This is a genomic window from Pedobacter glucosidilyticus, from assembly GCF_002483235.1.
Lineage (GTDB): Bacteria > Bacteroidota > Bacteroidia > Sphingobacteriales > Sphingobacteriaceae > Pseudopedobacter > Pseudopedobacter glucosidilyticum_B.
In genome coordinates this window covers 144,074-159,125 of record NZ_DLHN01000029.1, presented here as the reverse complement: position 1 = coordinate 159,125, position 15,052 = coordinate 144,074, and the positions used below count along the sequence as shown (strand labels likewise).

At 34.0% G+C, this 15,052-nt stretch carries 14 protein-coding genes; 7 read left to right on the top strand and 7 right to left on the bottom strand.

What is annotated here, in order from left to right:
• Window positions 1-138 precede the first annotated feature (138 nt).
• From B2745_RS13715 to B2745_RS13700, 4 genes are all read right to left on the bottom strand, one after another.
• Entirely contained in the window at window positions 139-969 is an 831-nt protein-coding gene (locus B2745_RS13715) for an FkbM family methyltransferase (RefSeq protein WP_304067719.1), read from the bottom strand.
• A gap of 137 nt (window positions 970-1,106) precedes the next feature.
• Window positions 1,107-2,093 (bottom strand): glycosyltransferase family 2 protein, encoded by a 987-nt coding sequence (locus B2745_RS13710; RefSeq protein ID WP_304067716.1) that lies wholly within the window; start codon window positions 2,091-2,093, stop codon window positions 1,107-1,109.
• A gap of 2 nt (window positions 2,094-2,095) precedes the next feature.
• Complete coding sequence (locus tag B2745_RS13705; RefSeq protein WP_304067714.1) at window positions 2,096-2,974, bottom strand: glycosyltransferase family 2 protein; 879 nt, start codon at window positions 2,972-2,974, stop codon at window positions 2,096-2,098.
• Entirely contained in the window at window positions 2,971-4,200 is a 1,230-nt protein-coding gene (locus B2745_RS13700; protein WP_304067711.1) for an O-antigen ligase family protein, read from the bottom strand. Before B2745_RS13700 ends, B2745_RS13705 begins: the two co-directional genes overlap by 4 nt.
• Before the next feature lie 53 nt (window positions 4,201-4,253).
• Between B2745_RS13700 and meaB the strand changes: the two genes are divergently transcribed.
• On the top strand, window positions 4,254-5,150 hold the full coding sequence (gene meaB, locus B2745_RS13695) for a methylmalonyl Co-A mutase-associated GTPase MeaB (RefSeq protein WP_304067709.1): 897 nt from the start codon (window positions 4,254-4,256) through the stop codon (window positions 5,148-5,150).
• Here the strand turns inward: meaB and B2745_RS13690 are convergent.
• The gene (locus B2745_RS13690) at window positions 5,134-6,423 is read right to left on the bottom strand and encodes an aminopeptidase P family protein (protein ID WP_304067706.1); all 1,290 of its coding nucleotides are present in this window, start codon (window positions 6,421-6,423) and stop codon (window positions 5,134-5,136) included. The two genes, meaB and B2745_RS13690, sit on opposite strands and share 17 nt — an antisense overlap.
• Window positions 6,424-6,582: 159 nt before the next feature.
• Here B2745_RS13690 and B2745_RS13685 point away from each other — a divergent pair, with 159 nt between their 5' ends.
• The 6 genes from B2745_RS13685 (at window position 6,583) to B2745_RS13665 (ending at window position 12,937) form a co-directional block, all read left to right on the top strand.
• Entirely contained in the window at window positions 6,583-8,025 is a 1,443-nt protein-coding gene (locus B2745_RS13685) for an OmpA family protein (protein ID WP_304067703.1), read from the top strand.
• A 69-nt stretch (window positions 8,026-8,094) separates the two neighbouring features.
• A complete protein-coding gene (locus tag B2745_RS16955; protein WP_317131496.1) occupies window positions 8,095-8,238 on the top strand; it encodes a DUF6728 family protein in 144 nt (47 codons plus the stop codon).
• Between the two features lie 23 nt (window positions 8,239-8,261).
• Window positions 8,262-8,645: a RidA family protein gene (locus tag B2745_RS13680; protein WP_026905312.1), complete on the top strand. Its 384-nt coding sequence runs from the start codon at window positions 8,262-8,264 to the stop codon at window positions 8,643-8,645.
• Window positions 8,642-9,565: an EamA family transporter gene (locus B2745_RS13675; RefSeq protein ID WP_304067701.1), complete on the top strand. Its 924-nt coding sequence runs from the start codon at window positions 8,642-8,644 to the stop codon at window positions 9,563-9,565. Before B2745_RS13680 ends, B2745_RS13675 begins: the two co-directional genes overlap by 4 nt.
• On the top strand, window positions 9,558-11,663 hold the full coding sequence (gene recG / locus B2745_RS13670; RefSeq protein ID WP_304067697.1) for an ATP-dependent DNA helicase RecG: 2,106 nt from the start codon (window positions 9,558-9,560) through the stop codon (window positions 11,661-11,663). Before B2745_RS13675 ends, recG begins: the two co-directional genes overlap by 8 nt.
• A gap of 14 nt (window positions 11,664-11,677) precedes the next feature.
• On the top strand, window positions 11,678-12,937 hold the full coding sequence (locus B2745_RS13665; protein ID WP_304067694.1) for an MFS transporter: 1,260 nt from the start codon (window positions 11,678-11,680) through the stop codon (window positions 12,935-12,937).
• Here B2745_RS13665 and B2745_RS13660 read toward each other — a convergent pair.
• Complete coding sequence (locus tag B2745_RS13660; protein WP_304067692.1) at window positions 12,934-13,170, bottom strand: PLDc N-terminal domain-containing protein; 237 nt, start codon at window positions 13,168-13,170, stop codon at window positions 12,934-12,936. The two genes, B2745_RS13665 and B2745_RS13660, sit on opposite strands and share 4 nt — an antisense overlap.
• Window positions 13,171-13,200: 30 nt before the next feature.
• Complete coding sequence (locus tag B2745_RS13655; RefSeq protein ID WP_304067690.1) at window positions 13,201-14,964, bottom strand: ABC transporter ATP-binding protein; 1,764 nt, start codon at window positions 14,962-14,964, stop codon at window positions 13,201-13,203.
• Window positions 14,965-15,052 lie beyond the last annotated feature (88 nt).

The window sequence follows — 15,052 nt, the reverse complement described above, 5'->3', positions numbered from 1 at the left end:
ACCATTTGTGTCAGGCTGAGCAGAAGTCGGAGACTTTTCTGAGTATATCAGAGAACATTTCCACGAAAGCTTCATTAGACAATTATGATTTTTGAGACATCCTCTTTCTTAAATATTTTTACCAGCTAGTTCTAAAGCCTAATTTGTTGGTACTGCGTATATGTTAATTGTTTTTTTAAACTTCATCATATCCGTGTTATGAGGGAGCTTTTCTACCGTTGCATGAATATCAAAATCTTCAAAATAGAAGATATCGTAACCATGTTTTTTAATAACATCGTACAATTCTACCTTAGCGTCATTACTGGCTTTTCCGAAACTTTCTGCTATAATAACAGGCTTACATTGCTCAATTAAATCGCTTATAGATTTGATAATTTCCTTATCGTAACCTTCGGTATCAATTTTTATAAAAGAGAGTTTATTTACCCACTCAGGGTATTTACTTTCTAAGAAAGCTTTTAAATTAACACCTTTAACCTTACTTTCCTGAACAAACTTACCATGTGGGCTATCTTTAGTAGGTGATATTGCTCCATTAGCAAAAGATGCTTCTGATGATACAAAATAAAACTCTTCATCTTGTGTAGAGATGGCGTAATTTTGAGGCTCTAACCTATATTTATCTTCATTTAAAGACGCATTTTTTTGAAGAATTTTAAAAACAAAAGGGTTAGGGTCAAAGCCGAGTGCTAAACCTGATTTACCACTACAAATAGCCATAGGTACTGTAGTATCTCCAATATTTGCCCCAATATCTATAGTTAAATCACCTTCTTTAATAAACTGGTTAAAAAACTCAACCATTGCCGTATGAATTTTTATATGCGGAACCAAAGGGTTAGACCAGTTAGCAAAAGAGATTTGACCGTATTTTCCCAAATCAAAGTTTTCAATTTGTGGAGGATACTCTTGTGTAACTCTTCTTGCTTTTTTTCTGGCTAAAGAAGCTTTAATATAACTTAACATATAATAAAATTAACTTTATTGGGGTTTGGCTAAAACTTAGTCTGTAAAGTTTAAAGCAGTCTGAGAAAGCCTTTGAGGGGTAAATATACACTATTCTGTTAAATGATTACTTATCAAAATAATAACTTTAGTTGATTCTAGCATTTAACAACCTCTTTATTTCCAATAAATGAACGGATTTGATAGATAATATCCATTAAACTATGGTTAGTATTTCGTTCTTTCATTAGGTTTTGAAACTCATCTTTTTTAGTTTTAAGATGTTTTCTGTTTAAAAAAACATTAAAATAAGCCTCAGCTTTATAAAATTGAAATGTTAAGATCCCTAATATAATATCCGTAAATATTACTTGAATGTGCCATAGGAAAAGATTAAAACCAGTAAGATGCAAGTAATGCGTGTAATATCTGTTTCTAAAGTAAACCATTTTAATGTCACGCTTTTTACTATGGTCTTTAGTACTTCCTGATATTTCATGCCTACAAATGGCATCATGTTCATAATAACATTTCCATCCTAGACGCCAGGCTCTGATAGATAGTTCTTGATCTTCACAGTAAAAAGGATTAAACATTTCATTAAATCCTTTTATAGTTTTTAATTTTTTGGCATCTATAAGTGCAATAGCACCAGAAAGATAAAAAGTAGGAGTAAGTGTATTTTTATTTTTGAGGTAAAAGAAATTGCTGGGTTTTATTTTTTGTCCGCTAACCTTTGGGCATCTGGCAGCTTCCTGAATTTGGTCGTCATCCATACCAATTACACGACCCATCACACCAAACGTATCTGTTTTTTCAAAATATTTATAAAGCTTTTTGAAGTAATTGTTTTCTAGCTTAACATCAGTATTTAGAAGAAAAATTAATTCGTTTTTTGCAGCTTGGATACCAATATTACAGGTTTCTGAAAAGCCAGAATTTTTTTCTTTTTGTATTAAGATAATTTTATCTGCATAATTTTCTTTAAGATATTTTACCGAGTTATCTTCAGAAGCATCATCAATTACAATAATCTCAACTTCATCTGCACAAGCATGAATCACATTAAAATTATGCTCAAAATACTTTTCAAATAAATGTTTCCCATTATAATTGGGTATGATTACCGAGATACTTCTCATCATCTTTACTTTACTTTTTGATAATTCTTGTATTCAAAAGGCCTATATCCAGTTCGCTCTTCTATCCATTTTAGTAAGCGCCTTCTAAAATTTAATTTTTTCTTCACCACTGTGGGGTCAAAAGAGAACTCCCAATTAGTATTCGTAATTCGTTGCCGAATCGCTACAGGGTGACTAGAATTAAATTTTACCAATTCGTCTGCATTACCATAATCAAAGCTTTCTGCTTTTGGGATATGGGTTTCAATCCATTCATCATCACGATAAAACTTATTGAAATTTCTCACTTTATGGTTTAGCCCGTGTGGTGGTTTAACCCATCCATAATGATAAATATAAGCATCAATTTCTTTAACTTTTATTTTCCTGTTCTCAAATCTAAATCCTTGTGCATCTCTATAAGAGTGCATACCTTGCATATTTTTGATGATTCTTATTTCTTTCCTGTACCAACGTCTGGAAGTAGCGATATAATCATAAGAACCATAAAAATGTAGATACTTAAATAATAAGCCTTCTATATTTTTATCTTCTAAACATAGCTGCATTTCTTTTTTAATGGTCTCATGATATTTTTCATGCACCACCTCATCGCCTTGTATATAGAACGCCCAATCTGCATCTGGTGATATAGCTGTAAAAGCTTTGTCTGTTTCTAAAGCAAAAGTTTTACCGCCTTCTCTTACGCTATCATCCCAAACAGTATCAATGATTTTGATTTTTGGAGAATCTATAGCTTGCAACAATTGTAAAGTATCATCAGTAGAATTTCCATGGGCAATAATAAATTCATCGCATAGGGGTAAGATGGAAGTAATAGCCTCTACTATCGGATAATCATTAACTACAGCGTTTCTAATAAAGGTAAACCCGGCTACTTTCATCTTTCTGATAAAGTTTTGATATTAAAATTCGTGAATAAAAGTAACAAAAATACTACACTAATACCGCTTATTTGCCTTTCCATAGTATTATCTGTAAACATGTGAAGGATAATAGGAATTACAAATGCTAAAAATATGAAATTATGAATGAGTTCCTTGAGGATAATTATTAACCCACCTAAGAAAATCAAAATGCTAAAAATCACGCCGTAAGAGGCCATGTAATATAAGTATTGGTTATGGATAAAAACTCTGTTTTGAGGGATGAGCCAATAGGAATTATGGGTATATTGATGATCCATCTCCTGTTTTAAATCTGCAGGAGCAACACCCATGAAAATATTGCTTTTGATAATTTCTAAAGCACATTTATTTGCTGCCCAACGCTGGCTTATTGATAAATAATTGGGGTTTTTATTTTCTACTAAATTGATGATATCATGTTTAGTAGAGTTTATTTTTTGCTTAACAGCAGGCACTTTTTGATAAACAATAATACTGGCTAAAAACAATAAGAAAGCGTAACCTAGGTATTTATAGTTTTTATTGATGATGATTTCTCGGCACATAAAAAATAATCCGGTAAGCCATAAAGAAATTAGGGTAAAACGTTGTGCTACTACCACTAGACCTATCAAAAGCAAAATTAAACAAGTAGCAATAATCCCTTTTTTAAAAGATTTTGTTTGCTTTAAAAGTGAGAGTGCTAAAGCTATAAAAGCAAAGCTGTAAAGCAGGCCAAGTTCTGTATGATACGGACCCAAAACAGAAGTTATATTTCTACCTTGGGTGATTATCTCTTGATAAAGTTGCAGATGAGATAATATCCATAACAAATCTACACTGATGCAGAAAACTCCGCAAAATCCAAAAAATAAAGCTAAACGTTGTATACTTGCCTCATGAGGTGTTTTAGCCATCATAAAAACTAACGGAAGTAGCCATAAAAAGCTGTTTTTAAAGAGCAAATTTAACAAAGCAGCTTTATCAGTAGTATTCCAGAAACTCAATAATATGAGGATATATAAACCTATAAAAAAGTAATGCTTTAGCTTTATAGGATTTATTTTTTGATGATGATAAAAGCTATTTATAGCTGTTAAGAGCATTAAAACAAGAGAAATGGATAAAATTGCTCTAGAAAAAAACAATCCAAAAATGAGTAAAAAACAACTTGCTTCTACAGCATGTTCTCTTAATAAAGAATAAATGCTTGCTCTAGGCATCTTGCTCATTTTAAATTGATATTTTTACTTGAAACATAACCAAAGTTAAGTTAATGTTAGATAAGGCAAAAACACTATTAGCAAGTATGACTTCTGGAGATGTTAAATCTCTTGCCAGAGCTTTAACCATTGTAGAAAATGATTTAGCCGGGGCCGATGATATTTTGAAATCTTTACATCTACACCAAACTCCGGTTATTGGGGTTACTGGCCCACCAGGAGCAGGTAAAAGTACTTTGTTAAATAGTTTGATAGGGCATTTAACCGAAAAAGGTAAGAGGATAGCAATTTTAGCAGTAGACCCAACATCACCTTTTAGCTTTGGGTCTTTATTAGGAGACCGTATCCGGATGAAAGACCAGTTCAACCATCCAAATGTTTTTATACGTTCTTTAGCTACCAGAGGTGCTTTAGGAGGCTTGTCTAGCAAAACCATAGAGATGACGGATGTTTTAAAAGCCGCTCATTTCGATTTTATTTTTGTAGAAACCGTTGGCGTTGGGCAGTCTGAGGTTGAAATTGCTGGTCTGGCAGATTTAACTATGGTAGTTTTGGTTCCAGAATCTGGTGATGAAATACAGCATATTAAATCGGGCTTAATGGAGATTGCAGATATTTTTATTGTAAATAAATCAGACAGACCCGATGCACAATTATTTACCATTGGTCTCCAAAAATTAATTAGAGAAAAGCATCAGCAAATAAAAGTTTTTAATACCGTAGCTGATAAGGGTATAGGTGTAAAGGAACTTGCCGGAGAAATACTACTTTTTAAACCTCAGGGTGGGCTCAAGAGAATAGAGTTACTTACCCAGAAAGCTTGGCAATTGATTCAGCATTATCAAATGAGAGCTATCCAAAAAAATAAGCTTCAGCAGAAAATTACCGAAGCTTATCATCCTCATTTTAATATCTATCAGTTTATAGAAACTTTTATGCGTTCATTATAGCTTCTATTTCCTCTGCTTCTATGGGGATATGTGCCATTAAATCTACCGGACCATTTGCGGTTACTAAAATATCGTTCTCTAGCCTGATACCTAAATTTTCTTCCAAAATATAGATTCCTGGTTCGCAGGTTAAGATGTTACCAGCCTCAAATGGCTTGTACCTGTCAGAAATATCATGTACATCTAAACCTAAATGATGCGATGTACCATGCATGAAATATTTTTTATAAGCTGGCACCGCAGGGTTTTGTTTAGCCACATCATGTTTGTCCAGTAAACCAAGCTTTATCAATTCGCTTGTCATAATTTTACCTACCTCATCATGGTATTCGTTCCAAATGGTACCAGGTACTAACATTTTTCTAGCTTCTTTGAAAACATGTAAAACTGCATTGTAAACATCTTTCTGTCGTTTGGTAAAACGGCCGTTTACCGGGATAGATCTGCTTAAATCTGCATTATAGTTGGCATATTCTGCTGCAAAGTCAAATAATATCACATCCCCATCTTTACAAGGCTGATTATTATCATTATAATGAAGTATGCAGGCATTTCTTCCTGAAGCTATAATAGGTTCATAGGCATGCCCTGTAGCGCCTTGCTTAATAAACTCATGAATAATTTCTGCCTCAATTTCATATTCCATTACGCCTGGTTTAACAAATTTTAATACCCTATTGAAGGCATCTCCAGTAATATCACATGCTTTTTGGGTGATAGTAATTTCCATATCAGATTTTACCATTCTTAAATCACGCATGATGGGCGCAACACGTTGGTAATGATGTAAAGGATATTTAGATTTTAAATCCTCTATAAATCTTAAATCTCTATAAGGTACATGATTGGCGTAACGGTCATTCTCATTAGTGTTGAGGTATATATTTTCTGCATAATGTATAATTGCTGATAAAATATTCCAAAAATCATCTAGCCAGTAGATACTTTTAATACCCGAAACACGTTGTGCTTCCTCTTTGGTGTATTTATGACCTTCCCAAATGGCTATATGCTCGTTTGTTTGTCTTAAAAAAAGGACTTCTTTGTACAAAGGATTAGGACAATCCGGAAAAAGTAATAAAATTGTTTGTTCTTGGTCTATACCAGATAAGTAGTATAAGTCTGGATTTTGTTTGAATTTATACAATTGATCTCCACTTCTGGTATATTCATCGTTTGAGTTAAAAATAGTTAAACTATTTTTTTTGAGGCGATTAGCTAAATTTTTACGATTAAAAACAAATAAATCTGCGTTTTTAGTAGTGTATTTCATAAAACTAAATTAAGAAACCCTTATTTTAAAATTGCGTATAAACCTGTAATATGAAAAAAATATTTTGGAATGAAGTTTGATAAGTTGCTGATGTCAAACTTAAAATTTATTTTTGTGACAAATTACAATTAAAATTGTTTAACCTTTAAAAAAATGATTATGAATTATTCTACATTGAAGAAAACGGTCGCTTTATCATTAGCAACTGCTTTCGCTGTAGCGACTCAAGCACAGGAGACTCCTGCTACTACGTCGTCTGCAAAAGTATTCGGAGGGAGAGGCCAGTATAGAACTTGGACAATAGGTGTTAACGCTGGTGGTTCTTTACCATTAAGCATTATCGGCGGTACCAATGATTTTGGAAAGAACGTTGAATTTGGCGAGCACACTATGGGCTTTTACTATGGTATCTCTTTAAGAAAGCAATTAGCACACTCTTTTGGCTTACAAGGTAACTTAAGCAGAGGTAATGTTATTGCTTACAATAAAGGTGTTGGTACTTTCAGACCAGGCGATGCTACACCTTACAGCACTGCTAAAACAGAAGTACAATATGATATTAACTTAAGTGGAGTTGTTAACGTAGCAACTGTGGATTTCTTAAGAAGAGAGAATGCAGTTAATTTCTACGTATCTGCTGGTTATGGTTTAATTGCTTTTAACCCAATGTTATATACTACTTACGCTGATGGCGATGGTACTCCAGCAGTAAATAACAAAGGCTTATACGGTGATGAAGGTAACAATGACTACATCAGACAAGCTTACATCCCTGTAGGTGCTGGTGTTAAGTTTAAATTATCAGACCGTGTTGCTTTAGATTTTGGTTATGATACTAAATTTATTGATGGAGATAACTTTGACGGTGTTTACGCTGGTGGTACTTCTAAAGATAAATTCTCTGTTATACGTGGTGGTTTAGAATTCTCTTTAGGTTCTAAAGCTAAGCCAGACTTAAACTGGGCAAATCCAGTTGCTATGATGTATGATGAGTTAAAAGACCCTACTTTACGTCAAGAAGTTGAAGCATTAAAAGGTCGTGTTACAAATGTTGAGCAATCAGTTCAAGATCTTAAAAAAGATTCCGATGGTGACGGTGTTGCAGATCACTTAGATAAATGCCCTAACACACCTGCTGGTGCTAAAGTTGATGGTGCTGGTTGCGAGTTAGATACTGACGGTGATGGTGTGCCAGATTGGAAAGATGACTGTCCTACTGAAAAAGGTACTCCAGAATTAAATGGTTGTCCTGAAATGGGTTCAGCTACGATGTCTGGTGTTGATAACATCCAATTCGAGTACAACTCTTCAGTATTAAGAACTTCTGCTTACCCTACTCTAGATAAAATTTCATCAATGATGAGAGCTAATAAAGCTCAAGGTCTTCAATTAGATGGCCACGCTTCTGAAGAAGGTACAGATGCTTACAATATGCAATTATCTGTTGATAGAGCTAATGCAGTAAAAACTTATTTAGTTAACTCTGGTGTAGATGCAAAAAGAATTTCTACAAAAGGTTATGGCGAGAGCCGCCCTATTGCATCTAATGCAACTGAAGAAGGACGTGTTAAAAACCGTCGTGTTGAATTCAGACAGAAATAATTAAAACAAATTTTAAGAAAAGGGAGTTCTTGCAAAAGGACTCCCTTTTTTATTTTATAAATTTGCGATATGTTATATTTCTTTAGAAAGAAAGACCCAAACAGACCAGATAATTTTAATCTGAGGGTAATGCATTGGATTAATAAAACAGCCATTATTGTTTTTTTATTGGGTTTGATTTGGAAACTGTTAGATTGGTTTGTCTTACATTAGAGGCTACCATTTAAATTTTGAAAATGAAAAAAATCATCAATACACCTTCAGCACCAGCGCCGATAGGCCCTTATAGCCAGGCTGTGTTAGCAGGTAATACTTTATATGTTTCTGGCCAGATAGCTTTACATCCTGTAAGCGGCGAAATTATAGACAGCACTTTAGCTTTAGAAACTAAGCAAGTAATGGCTAATTTACAGGCTGTTTTAGAAGCAGCAGCTATGGATTTTAGCCATGTAGTAAAAACCTCTATTTTTTTAAGTGATATGTCTTATTTTGCTGAGGTGAATGAAATTTATGGACAATATTTTACTGGAGATTATCCGGCAAGAGAAACAGTAGCCGTGAAAACATTACCCAAAAATGTAAATGTAGAAATATCGCTTATTGCAGTTAAAGCTTCATGAGCTTAAAATTAAAATGCTTTTTGGCTGCATTATCTGCAAATATCATTTGGGGTTTTGTAGCCGTACCTATAAGATTTGTTCAGCATTATGAGGCAGAGCAGATCCTTTTTTGCAGAATAATTATATCATTAATAATTTGCTGTGTATTCATTGCCGGTTTTCAAAGAAAACAATTGTTAGATGATATCCAAATCTTAGCATCATCTTCAAAATCAGAAAGAAAAACACTTCTTATCCTATTACTTACCTCTGGTGTTTTAATCACCTTTAACTGGTATGCTTTTATCTATGTTATCAATCATGTAAGTCTCAACTCAGCAGCTTTTGCCTACATGATTTGTCCTTTGATTACGGCCTTATCTGGCTTTATTATTTTAAAGGAGGATATCAACCGACAAAAAATTGTAGGAATTATGATTGCACTTGTTAGTGTACTTATTTTGGCAACTGGCTCCTTACATGAAGTTTTATGGTCTATTGTTACTGCTAGTTTTTATGCTTTTTATTTAATCATACAAAGGGTTAGTAAGGTATTTAATAAAGTTAACATGTTGGGTTTGCAGTTAATGATAGCTTTTATTGTGATTTTACCTTTATACTTAAATTTAGGATTAAGCCTTCCTGTTGATTTAAACTTTTGGTTTGATATTACCATCATAGCGGTTCTATTTACTCTGATACCGCTATTTTTAAGTTTATTTGCTTTAGAAGGTTTACCATCATCAACAGTTGGGATTATTATATATATTAATCCTGTCATTGCATTTGCTGTAGCGTTTTTATATTTTAACGAGGGAATTAATTTTATTCAGGCATTTGCATATTTACTATTGGTATTTGCAGTTATCATATTCAATTGGAAAATTATATCCGGTACAATACGTAAATTAGTAGTAAGAGAAGTTACAGATTTTGAATGATCCATTATTTAAAACTCCTATAGAGTATCTTAAAGGTGTTGGTCCGCAAAGGGCCGAAATCTTAAAAAAAGAGGCTGCAATTTTCACCTATGAAGATTTACTGTACTATTATCCTTTTAGATACATCGATAGAACGCAATTTTATAAAGTAGCAGAAGCACCACCAGATTTAGCGCATGTACAAATATTAGTAAGGCTAAAGTCTTTTGAAGTCATCGGCGAAAAGCAGAGTAAAAGATTAATAGCTAAAGCCTATGATGATACTGCCGAGATAGAATTGGTATGGTTTCAGGGAATAAGATGGGTGGAGAAAAACCTGAAATTAAATCAGGTTTATATCATTTTTGGGAAGCTTAACTATTTCAATGGTAAAGCGCAAATGGCTCATCCAGAAATGGAGCTTTTTTCTAAGGAAAATGTAACCAAGGGTAATTTAAGCTTACAACCTGTTTACTCATCAACAGAGAAATTAAAACAGTTTTCACTAGATACTAAAGGCATACAGAAGTTAACGGCAAACTTATTAGAGCAGGTTGTCGATAAAATAGAGGAAGTATTGCCTCGCTATATCTTAGAGCAATATAAATTAAACTCGCATAAAGAGGCTCTATTGCAAATCCACTTTCCTACAGATAGTAAATCCCTAAAAAGAGCCCAAATAACCTTAAAGTTTGAAGAGCTATTTTTTATTCAGCTTAAAATGTTGAGGAGTAAATTGCTGAGGACTTATAAATTTAAAGGTAATGTGTTTGCTCAGGTTGGTGATAAGTTTAATTATTTTTATGAGAACCTTTTGCCATTTTCTTTAACTAACGCACAAAAAAGGGTTATAAAAGAGATCAGATCGGATACCCAAAAAGGTATACAGATGAACAGATTGGTGCAAGGCGATGTGGGCTCTGGTAAAACCGTAGTTGCTTTAATGAGTATGCTTTTAGCTATTGATAATGGCTTTCAAGCTTGCTTAATGGCACCAACAGAAATTTTGGCTACACAGCATTATCATTCTTTAAAAGCTTTGTTAAAAGATGATTTTGTAGAAATAGCTTTACTAACAGGCTCAACTAAAAAGAAAGAGCGTAACATACTTTTTGAAAAGTTAGCCAGTGGAGAATTAGCAATTTTAATTGGTACGCATGCCCTCATAGAAGATACAGTACAGTTTAAAAATTTAGGTTTGGTGGTGATAGATGAGCAACATCGTTTTGGTGTAGAGCAAAGAGCTAAACTCTGGCGTAAGAATGTGATACCGCCTCATGTTTTGGTAATGACCGCCACACCTATACCGCGTACCCTGGCCATGACTTTGTATGGAGATTTAGATGTATCTATGATTAATGAATTACCTGCTGGTAGAAAACCTATTGAAACCATACATCTTTATGAAACACAAAGGTTAAGGATGTTTGGTTTGATGAAGCGAGAAATAGCACTAGGTAGGCAGGTATATATCGTGTATCCGCTTATTCAAGAAAGTGCCAAACTAGATTTAAAAAATTTAATGGATGGTTTAGAGGTTATGGCTATGGAGTTTCCTTTACCACAATATAAATTTAGTGTTGTGCATGGGCAATTAGCTGCAAAAGATAAAGAATATGAAATGCAGCGCTTTGTAAAGGGAGAAACCCAAATTATGGTAGCCACTACGGTTATTGAAGTTGGAGTAAATGTACCTAATGCTTCGGTTATGATTATTGAGAATGCAGAGCGTTTTGGATTATCACAATTGCATCAATTAAGAGGAAGAGTAGGAAGGGGCGCAGAACAATCTTATTGTATTTTGATGTCTGGTGTGAAACTTAGTAAGGAAGCTAAAATAAGATTAGAGACCATGGTAAGAACTAACGATGGTTTCGAAATATCAGAAATTGATTTACAATTGCGAGGCCCTGGTGATATAGAAGGAACTCAGCAAAGTGGTATTTTAGACTTAAAATTGGCTGATATTTCTCAAGACCAACAAATACTACAAGAAGCTAGAAAAACAGTGATAGAAATTTTTGAGGAAGACCCAGACTTAAATTTGGAAAAACATCAGACCTTAAGAAAGTTCTTCTCTGTAAAGAAAAACGGAATCTCATTAGACAAAATATCTTAAAATTATAAACAACATTGGCAGCTACTTCTAACAACCCCTACATAGCCCTTAAATTTCCAGAATTTAGGTATTTCTTAGGGATGCGATTTTTCTTTACCATAGGTTATCAAATACAAGCCGTAGTATTAGGTTGGTATGTTTATAACATTACTAAAGATCCACTTTCGCTAGGTTTAATAGGGCTAGCCGAAGCTATTCCATCTATAGGAATTGCTTTGTATGGCGGTTATGTAGCTGATAAATCAGACAAAGCGGTTTTAATAAAATGGGTGGTTGGTTTAATGGTTTTAGCATCTTTTGCTTTGTATGTAGTAACCACACCTAGCATTGTTGCGTTATTGGGGACATCAAAAGTTATTATCGCTATTTATAGCATTATTTTTATAGTTGGGATAGCCAGAGGATTTTTTTCGCCCGCCGCTTTCTCTTTGATGGCGCAAATTATACCGAGAGAACATTACCCTAATTCTTCTACCTGGAATAGCTCAATTTGGCAAATTGCAGCAATTGTGGGTCCGGCTTTAGGCGGCTTGTTATATGGTTTTATAGGTGTGCATACCACCTTGTTAATTATTGTTGCAAGTATTTCTGTTTCATTTTTGGCTACATTCTTTTTTAAAAGTGTACCTCCCACTTATATACCTAAAACCAGTATTTATGAAAGCTTATCAGAAGGCTTAAAGTTTGTTTTTAAAACCAAAATGTTGGTTGGTGCCTTAAGTTTAGATTTATTTTCGGTGTTTTTTGGGGGTGCTGTAGCTTTAATACCGGTAATAGCCAGTGAGGTTTTAAAAGTAGGTGCTCAGGAATTTGGAATGATGAGAGCTGCACCTGCTTTAGGCGCTGTTTTAACCATGTTAGTGATGACACGCTTCTCGCCTATGGGTAAACCTTGGCGTAATCTCTTATTTGCGGTTGCTGGTTTTGGAATCTCTATAATAGGGTATGGTTTATCCAGAAATTTATACCTCACCCTTTTCTTTTTATTTTTAGAAGGTGCTTTTGATAGTGTAAGTGTGATTATTCGCTCTACCATTTTACAATTGCTTACACCTGATGAAATGCGAGGTAGGGTATCAGCTGTTAATGCCATGTTTATAGGTTCTTCAAACGAGATTGGTCAGTTTGAATCTGGTTTAACAGCAAAATTGATGGGTACCGTACCAGCGGTTTTATTTGGGGGCAGCATGACTTTATTGGTAGCTGCTGTTACTTGGATGAAGACTAAAAAACTGATCCCAAAAACCTTACATGATATTAGCAATCATCATTAAAATTTCTTTTTGGCTGCCATAGGCTTACCCCAAAAGAAATAAATAATAGCGCCTAATAAGGGTATTAAAATGACAATTAATAACCAAAGCAATTTGAGGTTTGCAGATAAGTTCTCGTTAAAAAAAATATCTTTAGCAGTTACCAAAGCCACTAATAAAGGGAAAAAGAACAAACCAGCCAGCAACATAAAATAGCCAGTTTGTGATAGTTGTAACAATACAGATAGCATCATGAGCTATATTTTAAACATCAATACACTAAATTAAACAAAAGCTTTATCGTTTAGCCTTTTTTCTCCAATTTGTTGTCTCCACATGGCGTAGTATAAGCCTTTATCTGCTAATAAATCTTCATGTTTACCAACTTCAACAATATGGCCACGCTCTAAAACGAAAATTCTATCGGCATGCATAATGGTTGATAAGCGATGGGCAATTAAAATGGTTATTCTTTCTTTTCCTCCAGATACATCTCTGATGGTTTCTGTAATTTCTTCTTCCGTAATAGAGTCTAGTGCTGATGTTGCCTCATCAAAAACTAAAATATCTGGCTGTCTTAAGAGTGCTCTGGCGATAGATAATCTTTGCTTCTCGCCACCAGAAACTTTGACGCCACCTTCGCCAATGACGGTATTTAAACCAGCATCGGCCCTAGCCAATAAAGATTGGCAAGCGGCTTTTTGTAAAACCTGCATACAAGCTTCATCCGTAGCGTTTGGACTCACAAAAAGTAAATTTTCTCTGATGGTACCAGAAAAAAGCTGAGTATCTTGAGTTACAAAACCAATTCGCTCTCTTAACTCATCCAAATCTATTTCATTACTGTGGATGCCGTTATAGTTAACCTCACCTTCTTGTGGTTGGTATAGCCCAACCAGTAATTTTACCAAAGTAGTTTTACCAGATCCAGAAGGGCCAACAAATGCAATAGTTTCTCCTTTTTTTACGCTAAAGCTGATGTTGTGCAAAGCCGGAGCTAAGGCTGTTAAATGCTGAAAGCTAAGATTTTTAAGCTCCAACTCATGAATTGGTCCGGTATGTTTCGGGTGTAAAGGTTTAACCTCTTTTGGTGTGTTTAGGGTTTTTTTGAAATTATTTAAGGATGCTTCTGCCTCTCTATAAGTTAAAATGATATTACCAAACTCTTGTAATGGGCCAAATAAAAAGAATGAGTAAAATAAAAATGTAAAATACTGTCCTGCTGATATATCGTTCTTAAAGATAAGCAAGAGTAAAATTACTACCATAGTGCTTCTAACCAGGTTTACGGTTGTACCTTGTAAAAAGCTCATACTACGCACATATTTTACTTTTTTAAGTTCCAGATCTAGAATTTTATAAGTTGTATTATTTAATCTGTTAATCTCTTGGTTGGCTAAACCTAAGCTCTTTACCAGTTCTATATTTCTTAAAGATTCTGTTGTAGCACCAGCCAAAGATGTTGTTGCACCCACAATTTTCTTTTGGATGGTCTTGATTTTCTTACTTAAGAACCAACTCACTACAAATATCAAAGGTATAGAAGCAAAATAAACCAGCGTAACTTTATAGCTTACGGTTAAAGAATAGATGATGACGAAAACCATCCCTACCAAACTTGTAAATAAGATATTGATGAAAGCGATGATAAACTTTTCAGAATCTGTACGTACTTTTTGTAGGATACCTAAGGTTTCTCCACTACGTTGGTCTTCGAAAGTTTGATAAGGTAATTGTAAAGAATGAGCCAAACCATCAGCATACATTTTAGCGCCCAATTTTTGAGTAATGATATTAGCAAAATAATCCTGAAAGTTTTTAGCAATACGAGAAATCATAGCTGCACCTACAGCTAAACCAATAAGCTTTAAAACTCCTATAGTAAATTCAGACTCTGTTAACTCATCTTTTTTATTGATAAAATTATCAACAATTTTTCCTGTAATATGTGGGTCTATTAAAGAAAAGCATTGGTTTATAGTGGCAAATAATAGGGCTAAACCTATTAAACCTTTATAAGCTTTTAAATACTGAATAAGAATTTTCATGAAAACCAGGTGCTATTATAAATCACAAATATAAAATTGATTAAGAGCCCATGTCTCATATAGGGGTAATATTTATAAATGATGGTGA

What these genes read in the sequence shown, in the direction of transcription:
- B2745_RS13715 (WP_304067719.1), bottom strand. Translation starts at nt 969, where the DNA reads ATGTTAAGTTATATTAAAGCTTCTTTAGCCAGAAAAAAAGCAAGAAGA.
- B2745_RS13710 (WP_304067716.1), bottom strand. Translation starts at nt 2,093, where the DNA reads ATGATGAGAAGTATCTCGGTAATCATACCCAATTATAATGGGAAACAT.
- B2745_RS13705 (WP_304067714.1), bottom strand. Translation starts at nt 2,974, where the DNA reads ATGAAAGTAGCCGGGTTTACCTTTATTAGAAACGCTGTAGTTAATGAT.
- B2745_RS13700 (WP_304067711.1), bottom strand. Translation starts at nt 4,200, where the DNA reads ATGCCTAGAGCAAGCATTTATTCTTTATTAAGAGAACATGCTGTAGAA.
- meaB (WP_304067709.1), top strand. Translation starts at nt 4,254, where the DNA reads ATGTTAGATAAGGCAAAAACACTATTAGCAAGTATGACTTCTGGAGAT.
- B2745_RS13690 (WP_304067706.1), bottom strand. Translation starts at nt 6,423, where the DNA reads ATGAAATACACTACTAAAAACGCAGATTTATTTGTTTTTAATCGTAAA.
- B2745_RS13685 (WP_304067703.1), top strand. Translation starts at nt 6,583, where the DNA reads ATGAATTATTCTACATTGAAGAAAACGGTCGCTTTATCATTAGCAACT.
- B2745_RS16955 (WP_317131496.1), top strand. Translation starts at nt 8,095, where the DNA reads ATGTTATATTTCTTTAGAAAGAAAGACCCAAACAGACCAGATAATTTT.
- B2745_RS13680 (WP_026905312.1), top strand. Translation starts at nt 8,262, where the DNA reads ATGAAAAAAATCATCAATACACCTTCAGCACCAGCGCCGATAGGCCCT.
- B2745_RS13675 (WP_304067701.1), top strand. Translation starts at nt 8,642, where the DNA reads ATGAGCTTAAAATTAAAATGCTTTTTGGCTGCATTATCTGCAAATATC.
- B2745_RS13660 (WP_304067692.1), bottom strand. Translation starts at nt 13,170, where the DNA reads ATGATGCTATCTGTATTGTTACAACTATCACAAACTGGCTATTTTATG.
- B2745_RS13655 (WP_304067690.1), bottom strand. Translation starts at nt 14,964, where the DNA reads ATGAAAATTCTTATTCAGTATTTAAAAGCTTATAAAGGTTTAATAGGT.